At 54.5% G+C, this 16,888-nt stretch carries 13 protein-coding genes, 1 tRNA gene and 1 pseudogene; 10 read left to right on the top strand and 5 right to left on the bottom strand.

All coding sequences use genetic code 11. From position 1 onward, the window contains the following. Positions 1–68: 68 nt before the first annotated feature. The 4 genes from ACLBVC_RS16055 to ACLBVC_RS16040 all read left to right on the top strand — a co-directional run bounded on the left by ACLBVC_RS16055 (position 69) and on the right by ACLBVC_RS16040 (position 3,962). On the top strand, positions 69–1,277 hold the full coding sequence (locus ACLBVC_RS16055) for an aminotransferase class I/II-fold pyridoxal phosphate-dependent enzyme (RefSeq protein ID WP_410150456.1): 1,209 nt from the start codon (positions 69–71) through the stop codon (positions 1,275–1,277). Positions 1,278–1,427: 150 nt separating this feature from the next. Continuing rightward, positions 1,428–1,503 (top strand) — tRNA-Asn (locus ACLBVC_RS16050). 308 nt (positions 1,504–1,811) lie between these two features. Beyond that, positions 1,812–3,131, top strand: a complete 1,320-nt coding sequence (shiA, locus tag ACLBVC_RS16045) for a shikimate transporter (RefSeq protein WP_410150455.1) — start codon at positions 1,812–1,814, stop codon at positions 3,129–3,131. Positions 3,132–3,263: 132 nt separating this feature from the next. After that, positions 3,264–3,962 carry an RluA family pseudouridine synthase gene (locus tag ACLBVC_RS16040; protein WP_410150454.1) on the top strand — a complete coding sequence of 233 codons (699 nt, stop codon included), beginning with the start codon at positions 3,264–3,266 and terminating at the stop codon, positions 3,960–3,962. A gap of 6 nt (positions 3,963–3,968) precedes the next feature. On the opposite strand, the pseudogene ACLBVC_RS16035 reads toward ACLBVC_RS16040, so the two are convergent. From ACLBVC_RS16035 to ACLBVC_RS16025, 3 genes and pseudogenes are all read right to left on the bottom strand, one after another. Continuing rightward, positions 3,969–4,374, bottom strand: a pseudogene (locus ACLBVC_RS16035) (DUF2058 family protein). A gap of 58 nt (positions 4,375–4,432) precedes the next feature. Next, on the bottom strand, positions 4,433–6,361 hold the full coding sequence (dhaR, locus tag ACLBVC_RS16030) for a dihydroxyacetone kinase operon transcriptional regulator DhaR (RefSeq protein ID WP_410150453.1): 1,929 nt from the start codon (positions 6,359–6,361) through the stop codon (positions 4,433–4,435). A 112-nt stretch (positions 6,362–6,473) separates the two neighbouring features. Next, on the bottom strand, positions 6,474–7,571 hold the full coding sequence (locus ACLBVC_RS16025) for a glycerol dehydrogenase (RefSeq protein WP_410150452.1): 1,098 nt from the start codon (positions 7,569–7,571) through the stop codon (positions 6,474–6,476). Between the two features lie 270 nt (positions 7,572–7,841). On the opposite strand from ACLBVC_RS16025, the gene ACLBVC_RS16020 reads away from it, so the two are divergent. The 6 genes from ACLBVC_RS16020 (at position 7,842) to ACLBVC_RS15995 (ending at position 14,521) form a co-directional block, all read left to right on the top strand. Continuing rightward, entirely contained in the window at positions 7,842–8,093 is a 252-nt protein-coding gene (locus ACLBVC_RS16020) for a hypothetical protein (RefSeq protein WP_410150451.1), read from the top strand. A gap of 68 nt (positions 8,094–8,161) precedes the next feature. Further along, positions 8,162–9,232 carry a dihydroxyacetone kinase subunit DhaK gene (dhaK, locus tag ACLBVC_RS16015; protein WP_410150450.1) on the top strand — a complete coding sequence of 357 codons (1,071 nt, stop codon included), beginning with the start codon at positions 8,162–8,164 and terminating at the stop codon, positions 9,230–9,232. Positions 9,233–9,242: 10 nt separating this feature from the next. Then, positions 9,243–9,875: a dihydroxyacetone kinase subunit DhaL gene (gene dhaL / locus ACLBVC_RS16010; protein ID WP_410150449.1), complete on the top strand. Its 633-nt coding sequence runs from the start codon at positions 9,243–9,245 to the stop codon at positions 9,873–9,875. 10 nt (positions 9,876–9,885) lie between these two features. Continuing rightward, the gene (dhaM, locus tag ACLBVC_RS16005) at positions 9,886–11,325 is read left to right on the top strand and encodes a dihydroxyacetone kinase phosphoryl donor subunit DhaM (RefSeq protein ID WP_410150448.1); all 1,440 of its coding nucleotides are present in this window, start codon (positions 9,886–9,888) and stop codon (positions 11,323–11,325) included. Positions 11,326–11,482: 157 nt separating this feature from the next. Beyond that, positions 11,483–12,976, top strand: coding sequence for an AMP nucleosidase (locus ACLBVC_RS16000; RefSeq protein WP_410150540.1), 1,494 nt, complete (start codon positions 11,483–11,485; stop codon positions 12,974–12,976). Positions 12,977–13,090: 114 nt separating this feature from the next. Next, positions 13,091–14,521, top strand: a complete 1,431-nt coding sequence (locus ACLBVC_RS15995) for an EmmdR/YeeO family multidrug/toxin efflux MATE transporter (RefSeq protein WP_410150447.1) — start codon at positions 13,091–13,093, stop codon at positions 14,519–14,521. A 9-nt stretch (positions 14,522–14,530) separates the two neighbouring features. On the opposite strand, the gene ACLBVC_RS15990 is transcribed toward ACLBVC_RS15995, so the two are convergent. Together ACLBVC_RS15990 and ACLBVC_RS15985 are read right to left on the bottom strand one after the other, a co-directional pair. Next, positions 14,531–15,217 (bottom strand): response regulator, encoded by a 687-nt coding sequence (locus ACLBVC_RS15990; RefSeq protein WP_410150539.1) that lies wholly within the window; start codon positions 15,215–15,217, stop codon positions 14,531–14,533. A gap of 3 nt (positions 15,218–15,220) precedes the next feature. Next, a complete protein-coding gene (locus ACLBVC_RS15985; protein ID WP_410150446.1) occupies positions 15,221–16,849 on the bottom strand; it encodes an ATP-binding protein in 1,629 nt (542 codons plus the stop codon). Between the last annotated feature and the right edge of the window lie 39 nt (positions 16,850–16,888).

The raw sequence follows: 16,888 nt of genomic DNA, 5'->3' as shown, positions 1-16,888 counted from the left end.
TGATAAGTTTAAATTGGTTTTAGTGAATCATATAATACAATTTTATTATTGTTCAAACAGGGGAAACAATGTCTGCTGACTTTCTTGCACCTCGTTTACGGCGTGTGCGCCCTTCGCCGACAGCGGCAATTTCCGATCAGGTTCGCTCGCTGAGTGCGGCAGGTCTGGATATCATAAACCTTGGTGAAGGCGAGCTCGATTTCGATACTCCGGCTCACATTAAACAAGCCGGAATGGACGCAATTGTACAAGGTGACACAAAATACACGGCTGTCGCTGGTACTGCCGCACTCAAACAGGCCATCATCACTAAGTTTAATCGCGAAAATCAGATAGGCTACCGCGCGGCTGAAGTGATTGCCGGCAGTGGTGCCAAGCAGTTGATCTTCAATGCGCTTTTAGCCACAGTTTCTTCGGGCGATGAAGTCATCATTCCTGCGCCGTACTGGGTGTCTTACCCGGATATGGTCGGACTGGCAGAAGGAGAACCGATCGTTGTACCCTGCCACGAGAAGCATGGTTGGAAATTGCAGCCGGAAGATCTGGCGGCCGCTATCACGCCGAAAACCCGTTGGGTGATCCTCAATTCCCCGAACAACCCGACCGGTGCTGTGTATTGCGCTGCAGAATTACACGCACTGGCTGCTGTTTTGCTCGATCACCCGCACGTACTGGTGATGGCTGACGATATTTATGAGCAAATTTGTTTTGTACCGGGCATTTTTGCCACTCTGGCAAACGTTGAACCGCGTCTGAAAGACCGCGTACTGACCGTTAACGGCGTCTCCAAGGGCTATTCAATGACCGGCTGGCGCCTCGGCTACGCAGGCGGCCCGGCGTGGCTGATTTCGGCGATGCAAATCCTGCAATCCCAAAGCACTTCCAACCCAAGTTCGATTTCTCAGGCCGCGACGGTCGCCGCGCTGGAACAGGGCAGCGATTTCATCAGCGGCTGGATAGAAATCCTCCAACGCCGCCGTACGATGATCATGAATTGCGTCAATGCCATCAGCGGCCTCAGCGCGGATACACCGCCGGGCGCTTTTTATGTCTTTGCGAACTGTCATGGAATGCTGGGTAAAACAACGGCTTCGGGCGATATTCTCCGGACAGACGAAGATTTTGCTGCTTATCTACTGAAAACCGCCCATGTCGCCACACTTCAGGGCTCCGCTTTTGGCGCGCCAGGCTATTTGCGCATCGCTTACGCCATTGATGACAGCCGACTGCAGGAAGCCTGCGAAAGGATCACCCGCGCCTGCGCGGAACTGCGTTAACCTGTAAAAGGCCTGTTTGCGTGCAAGAACGGGCCTTTTTGACTCTATTCTCAACAACTTGCCTAAAGTATCAGCAAACGCACGCATTTATGCAGTTTCCCCTTTGACATGCCCACGGCCAGTCGCTATTATTCGCCCCGTTCCAACGATTCCTCTGTAGTTCAGTCGGTAGAACGGCGGACTGTTAATCCGTATGTCACTGGTTCGAGTCCAGTCAGAGGAGCCAAATTAGAAACGCCCGCTTAAGGAAACTTAAGCGGGCGTTTTGCTTTTGTGTTTTCCCATTTTTCGGGCAGATTCGCACACTCAGTCTCATCGCTTATTGCCCTCTGCCACCGGATAATTATCTGCACATCCGCATTCCCTGAGTTAAATCCCCCTTTCGACCCTGCTGTTTTTGCAAAAGCGTTTTAACCTGACGGTTGTCCCTGTAGTCTCAACAGCGGCTGATTTTTTGCTGTGCACGATGTATTACCTTTTTGCCTATTTTAATAACTAAAAATTTTAGAAATTTAAGGAACGGTCAGAATAACTATGGACTCCACGCTCATTACTCCCCGCCCCGATAAGGAGATACCTTCACTTAACCGCGCACGCCGCGCTGCCTGGGGCAGTTTTGCCGGGGCCGTGGTCGACTGGTTCGATTTTTTACTCTACGGCATTACCGCTGCGCTGGTGTTTAACAGCGAATTCTTTCCGCAGGTTGACCCGGCAATGGGTACGCTTGCCGCATTTGCGACCTTTGGCGTTGGCTTTTTATTCCGTCCGCTCGGCGGCATCGTTTTCGGGCATTTCGGCGATCGCTTAGGCCGCAAACGCATGCTGATGATGACTGTCTGGATCATGGGCATAGCGACCGCGTGTATCGGTATTCTTCCGTCGTATTCTATGATTGGCTGGTGGGCACCTGCTTTGCTGGTCACGCTGCGAGCCATTCAGGGGTTTGCCGTGGGCGGCGAATGGGGCGGCGCGGCGCTGCTGGCCGTTGAAAGTGCACCCTCTGGCAAGAAAGCTTTTTACAGCAGCGGGATCCAGATGGGATATGGCGTTGGCCTGTTGCTGTCTACCGGGCTGGTCTCACTCATCAGCAGCCTGACCACCAACGAACAGTTCCTGAGCTGGGGCTGGCGTTTGCCGTTCCTATTCAGCATTGTTCTGGTGCTGGGCGCGCTGTGGGTGCGAAATGGCATGGAAGAATCCGTAGAGTTCGAACGCGCTCTGGTGGAACAGCCGAAGCAGGCCAAAAAGCGTCTGCCGGTGTTCGAAGCGCTGATCAGCCACCCCGGCGCGTTTTTAAAAATCATCCTCCTGCGCCTGTGCGAACTCCTGACGATGTACATCGTCACCGCGTTTGCGCTCAACTATTCGACGCATAATCTGGGGATGTCGCGCGAACTGTTTCTGAATATCGGGCTGCTGATCGGCGGTGTGAGCTGTCTGACCATCCCAATGTTCGCCTGGATGGCCGATCGTTTCGGGCGTCGCCGTATCTACATTACCGGCGCAATCGTCGGCGCGCTGAGCGCTTTCCCGTTCTTTATGGCGCTGGATGCGCGCTCAATTGCAGGCGTGGTGATCTTCTCGCTACTGCTGGCGAATATCGCCCACGACATGGTGGTTTGCGTGCAACAGCCGATGTTTACGGAAATGTTTGGTGCCGGTTATCGCTACAGCGGCGCGGGCGTGGGATATCAGGTTGCCAGCGTGGTGGGCGGCGGTTTCACGCCGTTTATTGCTGCCGCGTTGCTGACATATTCCGGCGGTGAATGGCATTCCGTGGCTATTTATTTGATGGCAGGCTGCCTGCTTTCGGCACTGACGGCGATACTGATGAAGTCGCCAAAGCCGCATTGAATTTTTGATCGTACCTGAAAACGCCTGCTCAGAAAACCTGAGCGGGCGTTTTGCTTTTCATCGGGACAGCCGGGTCGTCAGCGGGCTGAAAATTGGTTATCATCCGCTTCCACTTTCCCTTCGGTTAGCCTGATGTCCGCGATTATCGATACCTTTGTTGCCCCGCCGTGTCATGAGGAAATAGAGATCCTCTTTCAGGATGACCATCTGGCGCTGATCAATAAACCTGCAGGGTTGCTAAGTCTGTCGGGGAAAAACCCGCAAAACCTCGATTCAGTGCATCACCGGCTGGTCAGGATTTTTCCCGGCTGCACGCTGGTACATCGTCTTGATTTCGGGACTTCCGGGCTGATGGTGATTGCGCGGAATAAGGCGATTAACGCCGCCCTTTGCCAGCAGTTCAGCCAGCGTACGGTAACGAAAGTCTACATCGCGCTGCTCTGCGGACATGTGGCAGAAAATGAAGGGGTGATTGATGCGGCGATTGCCAAAGATCCGGCGCTGTTCCCGCTGATGTCAATTTGCAAAATCAGCGGAAAGCCCGCCCGCTCGCACTATCTGGTGCTTGATCGCTTTGAGCAAAAACGGGAAGACGGAACATTACTGCCGCTGACGCGGGTGCAGCTGACCCCGGAAACCGGGCGTACTCATCAGTTGCGCATCCACTGCCAGCAACTGGGTCACCCTATTTTAGGCTGCGACCTGTATGGCGGCCTTCTGCTGCCTGGCACCGAAAAGATACCGCGCTTAATGCTGCACGCCAGTGAACTGAATTTTGTTCACCCGGACAGCGGAGAACCGGTCAACGCGCGGTGTAACAGCCCGTTCTGAAGCTGATTACCACATCAGATCATCAGGCACTTTGAAATCAGCGTACGGATCTTCTTCGTCCTGCTCTTCTTGTCTTAGCGCGCTGTTTAAGACAATCCTGCTGGCGTCACGCTGTACATTTTTATCCGCGACGCTTGCGGGGATAATCGCGTACTGACTCTCGCCGTTGCTGTCCGTCACCAGACGCACAATCGCAAGACGGCCCTTGACCAGCTGAGCCTGCGATTTATGTTCTTTCGACAAAGCTGCTTATCACGCTCTGGCTGGGCTTTTTTTTGTTTTCTTCCACAACCGCTCTGGCCTCACCCTACTGAACACGTGACTTTTTGACCGTTCTCTGGACTTTATCCATTTTCCTGGAGGTTACTAATCCCGCTTTCAGCAGTTGCTCTTGTAAGGTGAGTTTGGTCATCTTCGTTTCTAAATCCGTTGAATAATTTCCTGGATTATTCCTGCAAATTTAGCCGCAATCAGTTCGAATGACTGCGTTTAAACTGGCTGGCATCGATCTCGTATTGCTTCATTTTCCGCCATAACGTGGTTCGTCCGATGTTTAAAAGCTGAGACATTTCACGGACACGGCCGCTGGTAACGCGGGCGGCGTGGATAATGGCCTCTTTCTCAATGGAAGAAAACGTGAGGCTGGCAGGCATCAGCGTGGACGGATTCTCGCCCACCGGACGTTCAGAAAATAAGTATTCCGGCAGATGACTCAGGCGTATACGGCCGTTTTCACTGCTGATGGCGATATTTTCGATAACGCTATTAAGCTCAAAATCATTGCCCGGCCAGGAATACGCCACCAGCTGTGCCAGCGCGTCGTCATCAACTTTCAGTTTCGACGTAAAGCGTTTCTCCAGACTGTGCAGCCGGTTATGTACCAGCGACGGAATACTGCTGCGCCGCGCCCGCAACGGCGGGATGACAATTTCAAAAGAATGCAGCGCGTAATAAAGCTGACGACTGAAGCGGTTTTGTTCGACCAGCGCGGAAAGATCCACCGTCGTCGTGGCAATCACTTTGACGTTCACCGGGATCAGCCGCCGCGCGTCCAGCCGCGTCAGGACGCCCTGCTTGATCACTTGCAACAATCCCGACTGTAACTCCGGCGCCAGATACTCAATTTTTTCCAGAAATAACGTGCCGCCGTTGGCCAGTTCCAGACGGCTGAGCCTTCCTTTAGCATCATCGGTGGGTGCATTGCCCATGAAATCCTGCCCCAGCGCGCTGTCGGCATAAAGCTGACAGTTCACCGCAATATACGGGCCGCCGGCGCATTCGCTTTCATTGTGAATGGCCTGGCTGAGCAGTTCTTTGCCCACGCCCTCTTCCCCGCATAACAGCACCGGGAAACTCCCCCGCGCCGCCTGCCTCCCGAAATGAATTAACCGGCGCGATTCCTGATCGTCGGCGGACATCTGCTCAAACGTGTGGCTGACTTTGCCGAGCTGGCTGGTCATCAGCTGACGCATCTGTTCTACCGGATGCAGCAGCATAATAAAGCTGATGCCCTGCTCTTCAACGATCGGTTTAAGGGTAATCACAGCGTCGATAAACTGATGCTGGCTCTCAAACGTCACTTCGGTATGGTTAAGCCCGCGTGCGTGTTTGATGGCGCGGCGCAGCAACGCGGGCAGCGTCACCAGCTCGCTGAGATTTTTCCCCTGGCAGACCTGCGCATCCAGATGCAACAGCGTCGCGGCCTGAACATTCAGAAACTGCAAAACGCCCTGCTCATTCCATGCCATCACGCCGTCATCCATGCTTTCCAGCAGGCCGTACATTTGATTGAGATGCCGGTTGGATTCCGCCAGCAAGCTGTCGGTGATGAGTGAATTGCCCACTTCGCGTGCGACAGCCAGCGTCAGGGACAAATCAGACGACGCCTGCTGCTCATTCAGGCAGCAAAGGGAAATCGAACCCGAAAGCCGCCCGTGGTTATCAAACACCGGCGTGGTACTGAACGACCACGGGTGAAGCGCCTGTTTAAAATGCTGCGCGCCACTGGTTCTGACCGGCTGTCCGAGTAGCGCAGCCAGTGATAACGCGCAGCTTCCGATAATACTTTCGGCACAATAACTGCCCGCCAGAAAGCCTAAACCGGCCAGCTGCGCCAGCGTGTGCGGGTCACCGCAGCAGCAGAGAATACAGGCCGATTCATCCAGAATCAGCAGCGCGCAGGGCCGGTTATCCATGTATTCCCAGGCATCCTCCAGCGCCGCCTGGCCGATGGTCAGCAACGTGGTTTTACGCCGGCAAATCGATTCAAACGTCAGCCCCTGCGCCTGATGCGGCGGCTGCCAGGTTTCACGCTGCATGAACCGGTCGCAGCGCTGCCATGATCGCGCGATAAGCGAAGAGACTTCTTCTTTTTCCACATCCTGTTCCCGGCTTGTCATAACCTTTTCCGTTTATGTGTCATAAAATACCCCTCTGATCCGCATTTATCACAGAGTCAGAGGGGGAGCGTTATGCGGCAGATGAACGGTCAGATCAGTTATTTGCGGCAGCTCATCGCGCCAGCCACTGCTGCCCCAATTTATCTGCGGTCACGATGGCGGCGTAAACGCTGTCCTGCGCAACCGGGAAAGGCATGTTGTGAATGGTTTCCCCTTCCGCACAGGTCGCCTGCGCCACCGCCATAATCTTCGCTTCAATCCCCTCTTTCACGCCCATTTCGCCCAACGTCACCGGCAACCCAACCTTGTGGCAAAAACCGAGAACGGTTTCGATTTCTTCCATCGGGCTGTTTTGCAGCACCAGTTGTGACAGCGTGCCAAACGCCACTTTTTCGCCGTGATAAAGATGATGGCACTCTTCCAGAATTGTGAATCCGTTATGGATTGCGTGCGCCGCAGCCAGCCCGCTGCTTTCAAATCCGATGCCGCTGAGATAGGTATTGGCTTCAACAATACGTTCCAGCGCCTCAGTGACCACGCCGGCATCGCAGGCAAGCCGGGCTTTTTCGCCTTCCGCCAGCAGCGTATCGAAACACAAACGCGCCAGGCTGAGCGCCGCCACCGTGGATTGCCCGCCCGCCATGCTGGTGGCGCGGGAGTCGTAACAGGCTTTGGCTTCAAACCAGGTCGACAGCGCATCGCCCATTCCGGCGACCAGCAAACGCACCGGCGCTTTCGCGATAATCGTGGTATCCATCACCACCATATCCGGATTTTTCGGGTAAACCAGATACTCTTCAAACTCACCCGCTTCGGTGTAAATCACGGACAGCGCGCTGGTCGGCGCATCCGTAGACGCAATCGTCGGCACAACAATCACCGGCAATTTCTGGTAATAGCCGATGGCTTTTGCCGTATCCAGCGTTTTGCCGCCGCCAATACCGACCACGCCCTGGCATCCCTTTTGTTTCAGAATGGCAATCAGGCGGTTAATTTCGGCGTGGCTGCATTCACCTTTAAAGCGTTCAGCGTGACTGCTGACGCCGTAATCGTGCAGGCCGTTAATCACTTTGTCCCCGGCGAGCTTCATCACGAAGTCGTCAGCAATCACGAAGTAGCTCTCCGCCAGATTTTTAGCGTATTGCCCGAATGACGCAGACGCGTCAGCGCCCTGAAGATATTTGGCCGGAGATTGAATTACTTTCAGCATTGTTTTCGCCCTCAGATAGTCCATGTTTGCAGAATGTCGCCGGTTCACGTTCCGCTCTGCTTTCAATAACCTGCGGAGCGAAATGTTGTCCCGGCGTGATGCAGTCACTCTAGGGCTCGCGAAGCACAAAAAAATCTTTCGCGTTTATGTTCTGATTTGAAACCTTGTGAAAAACAATGCGTTTCATAATGAAACGTAAAACCACAAGAACATTGCGGATTGCGATCGCGGTCCGTCATTTTCTTCAAAAGCATTCAGTACAGCAAAACAATGAAACAGCCTGTCGTGCTGAAAATCGCAGTGCAGGCGCAAAAAATTGTCTGTCGTGGTTCTATCTTTGCCGTGAATGGCCGTCAGAAAATAGCGCTGCGTCCCAGTTTCGGTTTTTCCTTTTCCAAAACGTTCCATTTAGAAACAAAAACCTCTGATTCATGTTCCGTATTGGAACTCATTTTTCCGAAATTCTTTTTGCCGCTAACTCATCCAGAATCACTCTACCGGCCAGGTGACAATGACCGGTAACCCTACGCACGATGACTGCCACCGCCTATAAGGGGCAGCTTCAGACAACCTCCGACGGAGTACGAATAATGAAAAAGCTCATTAACCGTGTAGAAGATGTGCTGAGTGAACAATTGAGCGGGCTGGCAAAGGCCCACCCTGAACTGACACTTCACCAGGATCCTGTTTATGTCACCCGCGCCGATGCGCCCGTGGCCGGAAAAGTGGCGCTGCTTTCCGGTGGCGGCAGCGGTCATGAACCGATGCACTGCGGTTTTATCGGCCACGGAATGTTGTCTGGCGCGTGCCCCGGTGAAATCTACACCTCGCCGACGCCGGACAAAATGTTCGAATGCGCCATGCATATCGACGGCGGCGAAGGCGTTCTGCTGATCATCAAAAACTACACCGGCGACATTCTTAATTTCGAAACCGCCACAGAACTGCTGCACGAAAGCGGCGTAAAAGTCTCCACCGTGGTAGTGGATGATGACGTTGCGGTCAAAGACAGTCTGTATACCGCCGGACGCCGCGGCGTAGCCAATACCGTACTCATCGAGAAACTGGTGGGTGCCGCTGCTGAACGCGGTGATTCGCTGGAGGCCTGCGCTGCGCTGGGGAGAAAACTCAATAACCTCGGCCATTCCATTGGCATAGCACTCGGTGCCTGCACCGTGCCTGCCGCCGGACAACCCTCTTTCACGCTCAAAGATGACGAAATGGAATTCGGCGTCGGTATTCACGGCGAACCGGGCATCGACCGCCGCCGCTTCAGTTCACTCGATCAGACCGTGGATGAAATGTTCGACACGCTGCTGGAAAACGGCACGTACAGCCGCACGCTGCGCCAGTGGGATACCGCGCAAGGCAGCTGGCAGGATGTTCCGCAAGGTAAACAGGCGCTGGGCAACGGGGACCGCGTGATTGCGCTGGTCAATAATCTGGGTGCTACCCCGCTGTCTGAACTTTATGGCGTTTATAACCGCCTGGAACAACGCTGCCAGCAAACCGGTATCACCATCGAACGCAATCTGGTGGGTGCGTACTGCACGTCTCTGGATATGGCAGGATTTTCCATCACGCTGCTGAAAGTCGATAACGACACGCTCGCATTATGGGATGCGCCGGTCCATACCCCCGGCCTGAACTGGGGAAAATAAGGAGCAATACATGTCACTGAACAGAACACAAATCGTCAACTGGCTCTACCGCTGCGGGGATATTTTCACCCGGGAAAGTGATTTTCTGACCGGGCTGGATAAGGAAATCGGCGACGCCGATCATGGCCTGAACATGCACCGGGGGTTCAGCAAAGTGGTGGAAAAGCTGCCGTCTATTGCGGACAAAGACATTGGTTTTATCCTCAAGAATACCGGCATGACGCTGCTGTCTAACGTCGGCGGTGCCAGCGGCCCGCTGCTCGGGACGTTCTTCATTCGCGCCTCGACCGTAACGCAGGCGCACCAGAGCCTGACGTTGAAAGAGCTGTGCGAGATGATCCGCGAAGGCGCAGAAGGGGTCATCAGCCGCGGCAAAGCCGAGCCCGGCGATAAAACCATGTGCGACGTCTGGCTCCCGGTGGTCGATTCACTGCGTCAGTCGGGCGAACAGCATTTGTCCGTCACCGCCGCGCTGGATGCGGCCAGTGAACGGGCCGAAGCCGCCGCGCATGCCACCATCACCATGCAGGCGCGCAAAGGTCGCGCCAGCTATCTGGGCGAGCGCAGCATCGGCCATCAGGATCCGGGCGCAACCTCGGTGATGTTCATGATTCAGATGCTGGCAGCCGCAGCCAAAGAGTAAGGAAAACACGATGGTAAACCTGGTTATCGTTTCTCATAGTGCCCGGCTGGGCAATGGCGTCGCAGAACTGGCCCGGCAGATGTTATCGGGCGATGGCTGCAAGCTGGCCATCGCTGCGGGCATTGACGATGTGGATAATCCGATTGGCACAGACCCGATTAAAGTGATGGAAGCCATTGAGTCCGTCGCCGATACCGATCATGTGCTGGTGATGATGGATATCGGCAGCGCGCTGCTCAGTGCCGAAACCGCGCTGGATTTACTCGATCCGGCGATTGCCGCTAAAGTCCGGTTGTGCGCGGCACCGCTGGTCGAAGGCACGCTGGCAGCCACGGTCAGTGCGGCTGCCGGTGCCGGTATCGACAAAGTGATTAGCGATGCGATGAATGCCCTCGAGGCAAAACGCGTTCAGCTGGGTTTACCACCGCAGACACCGCCATCGCTGGTGTTGGCCTCTTTTGCCGATGATCGCGATGCGCGGTCGGCGTCGGTGACGATCAGAAATCCTAACGGTTTGCATGTGCGCCCTGCTTCGCGTCTGGTTGCCGCACTGTCCGGCTTTGATGCCGAACTGGTTCTGGAGAAAAACGGGAAACGGGCAACGCCGGACAACATCAACCAGATTGCCCTGTTGCAGGTACGCTGCAATGACCCGCTGACTTTGCTGGCACGAGGACCGCAGGCAGACGCTGCGCTGGCAGCATTTACCGCGCTGGCAGCCGAAGATTTTGGCGAAAGCACGGAGATCGCGAAAGCAGAACCCCCTGCGCCTGCGCCTCTCCTTACCCGCGTTGAAGGCAGCGTCGTGCTGTGGGATTTGCCGCATCAGTTACCCGGCCTGCAACCTTGCACGGACGTCTTGCAGGAACAGCGCAATTTAATGCGCGCCATTGAACTGACGCTTGACGATCTGAACGCGCTTACCGTCATGGCGGAAGAAAAATATACCGCCGATATTGCCGCCATATTTTCCGGCCACCATATGCTGCTCGATGATGCGGATTTGTATGAAGAAGCGTGCCGGATCATCAGCGAGAAATATTGCAGCGCCTCGTGGGCATGGGATTCGGTCATGACCGACCTGAGTAAACAGTACCGACAGCTCAACGACAGCTATTTACAGGCGCGTTATATCGATATCGAAGATTTGCGAAACCGCACGCTGGCGCATCTGGCGGGCAAATCCGTCGCGCAACCGGCCATCGGCTTACCTGCGATTCTTATCGCCGACGACATTTTCCCCTCAACGGTTTTGCAGCTCGATGCGCAGCAGATCAAAGGCATTTGCCTGCGCGCGGGAAGCGATGTTTCCCACAGTGCGATTATTGCCCGCGAGGCCGGTATCGCGTTTCTCTGCCATCAATATGATGCACTTAAAAATATTATTCCCGGCGACGGGCTGACGCTAGACATGGCGCAAAAACGCGTTATTCGCCTGCAGGCGGGGTAAACACAGTCAAAACTTTGCATCTTGCCCGCCGGGAAACTGGCGGGCTTCTCCGGTTCAGATTCTGGCGTTTCCTTTCACGTTCACTTCATGCGCTCATAAAATCATCATCCGGCCGCAGCGCTCCAATAAAACATTGGCGGCTCCGGCCAGACAAGCCATATTTAGAAAGAATGATGATGAACGAAGCACAAAGGAAAAACGTATGCATAACAAATCCCTCACCTCCGCACAGGCGATTGATAAGCTCGAAGAGATGTACAACAACTCTGTTGCCGCATTGCGGGATGCGATTAAAAATTTCATCGTTCAGGGTAGGTTGCCGGATGTTACGGCCAGAGCTGCCGGGCTGTTTGTTTACCCGGAATTACGCGTCAGCTGGGATGGGGTCACGCCCGCGAAAAACCCGACCCGCGCCTATGGCCGTTTTTCACATCCGGGGCGTTATGCCAATACCATCACCCATCCCGAGCTGTTTCGCGATTACCTGCTGGAACAGCTTTCCCTGCTCGAAGAAGAATATGACGCGCTGATTGAAGTCGTGCCATCACAGCAGGAAATCCCCTATTCCTATGTGATCGACGGTTCAGATCTGATGCTGGATCGCTCAATGAGCGCCGGGCTGGCAAAACATTTCCCGACCACAGAGCTTTCGCAGATTGGCGATGAAACCGCGGACGGCCTGCAATATCCCGGCGATACTTTCCCGCTTTCGCATTTTAATGCGCTGCGCGCCGACTTCTCGCTGGCCCGTCTGCGCCATTACACCGGCACGCTGATCGAGCATTTCCAGCCTTATGTGCTGTTCACTAACTACACCCGTTATGTCGATGAGTTCGTGAGCTGGGCGTGCGCGCAAATCGCCGATCCTGAAAGCCCGTATGAAGCGCTGGCTTGCGCAGGCAGCGTATTTATCACCGCTGAGACGCAAAACCCGGAGCAAGCCGTTTCAGATCTGGCGTGGAAAAAACACCAGATGCCCGCCTATCACCTGATTGCCCGCGACGGTGCAGGCATTACGCTGGTCAATATTGGCGTCGGCCCGGCGAATGCAAAAACCATCTGCGACCATCTTGCCGTGCTGCGCCCGCACGTCTGGCTGATGATTGGTCACTGTGGCGGGCTACGCGAAACACAGTCCATCGGCGACTACGTTCTGGCGCACGCCTATCTGCGTGACGATCATGTTCTCGACGCCGTGTTACCGCCGGACATTCCGATCCCAAGCATTGCCGAAGTACAGCGCGCGCTGTATGACGCCACAAAAATGATGAGCGGCATGCCGGGTGAAGAAGTCAAACAGCGTCTGCGCACCGGCACCGTGGTGACGACTGACGACCGGAACTGGGAACTCCGCTATGCGGCGTCTGCGCTGCGGTTTAACCTCAGCCGCGCCGTGGCCGTTGATATGGAAAGCGCCACCATTGCCGCGCAAGGCTACCGCTTCCGTGTGCCATACGGTACGTTGTTGTGCGTTTCGGACAAACCATTGCACGGAGAAATCAAACTGCCGGGTCAGGCCAATAAATTTTACGAAGGCGCGATTTCTGAGCACCTCCAAATCGGCATCTGTGCCATCGACCTGCTGCGCGCCGAGGGCGATCATCTGCATTCACGCAAATTACGTACCTTTAACGAACCGCCTTTCCGTTAATTCTTTTTTAACAATTTAATTAGAGCTTTGGATGAAAAAGACTTTGCATAATGCGGAGTCTTTTACCATCATAAATTAAAACGCTGTTCTACTTTCTGCCACCCTGGAATTCTCTTGCAAAACGTCATCGTCTCTTTGCGCAAAGCCATTGAGCGCACGCCCTGGTATCCGAAACGGCGTTCATACCGCACGTTGTTCTGGCGTGAAATTACGCCCCTCGCAGTACCGATTTTCTTCGAGAATGCCTGCGTTCTGTTAATGGGCGTGTTAAGCACCTTCCTCGTCAGCTGGCTGGGTAAGGAAGCGATGGCCGGGGTGGGTCTGGCTGACAGTTTTAACATGGTGATCATTTCATTCTTCGCCGCAGTCGATCTGGGGACCACCGTTGTCGTTGCGTTCAGTCTCGGCAAACTTGACCATGAACGCGCCCGCGCGGCCGCCCGTCAGTCGCTGGCAATCATGACTGTTTTTGCCGTCCTTCTGGCAATTCTTCTTCAGTTTTCCGGGCATGTCATTATCGACATGATTGCGGGTAACGCTGAACCTGAAGTGAAAGAAATGGCGCTTTCATATTTGCAGATGAGCAGCTGGAGTTATCCGGCCGCTGCCATTGCGCTGATCGGTTCCGGTGCCCTGCGCGGTGCCGGTAATACCAAGATCCCGATGCTGCTCAACGGCGGCATGAATATCCTGAACCTGATCATCAGCAGCGTGCTCATTTACGGCTGTTTCGGCTGGCACGGTTTAGGGTTTATCGGTGCCGGACTGGGGCTGACGATTGCCCGTTATATTGGTGCCGTGGCGGTCATTTTTGTCCTGATGATCGGCTTTAACCCGTCGCTGAAAATCTCCCTGAAAAGCTACTTTCTGCCACTCAATACCAACATTCTGCGCGAAGTGCTGGGCATCGGTATTCCGGCCAGTATTGAATCCGTGCTGTTCAACGGCGGCAAATTGCTGACGCAGGTGTTTGTGGCGGGTATGGGCACCAACGTGATTGCCGGTAACTTTATCGCCTTCTCGATTGCCGCCCTGATTAACCTGCCGGGGAACGCCTTAGGGTCGGCCTCGACGATTATTGTCGGCACCCGTCTGGGCAAAGGGCAAATCGCCCAGTCCGAGCGCCAGCTGCGGCATATTTTCTGGTTATCCACCTTCGGGCTCTGCGTGCTGGCCTTTCTGTCCGTGCCGTTTGCCGGGCTGCTGGCGCGGTTTTACACTAATGAACAGGACGTTATCGACGTCGTAAAAATCCTGATCTGGCTGAACGCCGCTTTTATGCCGTTCTGGGCCGCCTCCTGGGTGTTGCCTGCCGGTCTGAAAGGCGCGCGCGATGCCCGTTTCACCATGTACGTTTCCATGGTCGGCATGTGGGGCTGCCGCATCGTAGTGGGTTATTTCCTCGGCATTGTGCTTAACTTCGGCGTCGTCGGGATCTGGCTCGGGATGTTCCTCGACTGGATCGTTCGCGGCATCTTCTTCTACTGGCGTATGGCGAGCGGCCGCTGGTTGTGGAAATACCCGAGAGAGAAAAAAGTGCAATAAAGCCCTGCGTTACGCCCGCCGGTACATCCGGCGGGGATGTCCGATTTTCCCGTACAGCATTTCCACCCGCAAATCCCCTTTCTGAACGCAATGCTCGAGATACCGCCGGGCGGTGGTCTTACTTAACTTCGTTTCACTGACCACTTCATCGACCGAATAACAGCGCCCTCCATCCTGCATAAAAATCGCTTCCACCAGATTCAGCGTGTTCTCTTCGATGCCTTTGTTTCCGGCCTTCGGTGTGAAGTCTTTGGCCTGTAGCTGATAGAGGCTGTCGACGTTTTGCTGATCCACCACTTTCCACGCCCGCTGTGTCTGGCTGAACTGAATGAACCGATCCAGCGATTGTTGCAGACGGTTCCAGGACACCGGTTTAAGAATGTAATCAAAAGCGCCAGAACGGATCGCCTGACTGCACGTGTTCATGTCGCTGGCCGCCGTGATAAAAATCACCGAGCAATTCGTTTTCTTCAGCACATCGTTTTCAAGCAGAGAAATCCCCTGTCCGTCCGGCAAATAGTTATCCAGCAGCAACAACTGCGGCCGCTTTTCCTCAATCAGCACCTTCGCTTCCCGCAGCGTGGAGGCCATCCCCACCAGTCGCAGCCATCGGTGATTATCGATAAGCTCGGCGTACAGCTGTGCCAGCTGGTTTTCATCTTCCACAATCATTACGTCAATCATTTCAGCTTGAATCATTTATGCTTTTCCCGTTGTTCCGGTTGAATGGACCGGCAGCCCGTTAGGTATGAAGACAGAGAAAACAGAACCTGTCGGGGAGTTATCAGAAACTTCAATGGTGCCACCCGCGTGGCTGACATAGCTGGCAACCAGATGCAGCCCCAGCCCGTGATCCCCTTCCCGCTTGGAGGTCACACCGAGCGAGAAGATCTGCTCACGTCGCTCCGGCGCAATGCCGACGCCCTGATCGGCAACTTCGATCACCAGATCCGCGTGGGTGGAAATGATGTATACCTCAACCGGCCCGGCATTTTCGCCACGCAGCAAGGTGGCTTCGATAGCGTTATCCAGCAGGTTACCGATAACCGACATCAGCTCTGTTTCACTCAGCGCCGGAGGCAAATGCGTTAATTCACACGCAGGATCGAAGGCCAGTTCAACGCCCTTTTCACGCGCACGCGCATATTTCCCCAGCAGCAATCCGCACAGTCTGGGCGAACAAAACCGCGCCGAGACAAAATCCAGCAATTCCTGCGCGCTTTCCGATTGCGCTTCGATATATCTGATAGCCTCATCGTAACGGCCCATGTGCAGCAGCCCGGCCAGCGTTGCCGTCCAGTTCAACTGCTCATGGCGCATCACCCGCAGGTTATCGGCGTAACGCTGCACCTGACTGAGCTGAATGCTCAGGCGATCGATGTCACTGCAATCGCGAAAGGTAATCACCCAACCCTGAAGCTGATCTTCCAGCATGATCCGTACGCGGCTGGCGACCACCGTCAGGTTGTTGAACAGGCAGATTTCATCGTGAATATCTTTCTCCAGCATCACCTGACGATCAAAAAATCTGACCGGCGCAATCACCTCTTCCAGCGGCTTTCCGCGCAGTTCACGCGAGGGTGCGTCCAGATTCAGCAGTTTTTTCGCCGCCTGATTAATCACGGCAATACGCGACTGCCCGTCAATGGCGATCACGCCTTCGTAAATGGATTCCATCAGCGCTTTTTGCTGACGAACCAGCAGGCCGATTTCACGTGGCTCCAGCGAAAACATCTGCTTTTTAATCGAGCGCGAGAAAAACCACGAGAAGGTAAACAGCGCCAGCAGGAGCGTCGCGGCAGCCACCAGAATGCGGATGGCTTTCTCGACGGTCAGCGTATTAATGTGGCTGGTCAGATACCCCACAGAGACGATGCCGATGACGTGGCCCTGCGCATTTAAAATCGGCGCTTTGCTGCGCAGCGACAGCCCGATGCCGCCCAGGCGCACGGTAGTGCTGCTTTTGCCCGCCAGCACATCGACGTTGTCGTCGCCGACCAGCGCCTTGCCCACGCGATCGGCATAAATGGAATGGAAAAGATGCATCGCTTTTCCGTCACCAATCACCATATAACTCGCGTCACTGTGCGCGGATATATTCCTCATCAATCTGTTAATTGCAGAAACATCATTATTTTCCACTGCGGTAATTAACGACGGTATAAGTGCAATTTCTTCTGCCTGTACTTTTGCACGCACACCCATATCTTCATATAACTGACGTTCAATATCGTGATAGTAATAAACACCCACTATCGAAAAAAGTGTGACGAATAAAACCACAAGATAAATAAAGAGCTTTATCTGGAAAGAGGGTCGAAACCGCATCGGGACATCCGTTATAAAGAGCGCTGAGATAATTACTAA

Source organism: Rahnella selenatireducens (assembly GCF_046449555.1).
In the GTDB taxonomy this organism is placed as follows: Bacteria; Pseudomonadota; Gammaproteobacteria; order Enterobacterales; family Enterobacteriaceae; genus Rahnella; species Rahnella selenatireducens.
Note: the sequence above shows the minus strand (reverse complement) of the source record. Positions and strands in the feature narration are given on the sequence as shown.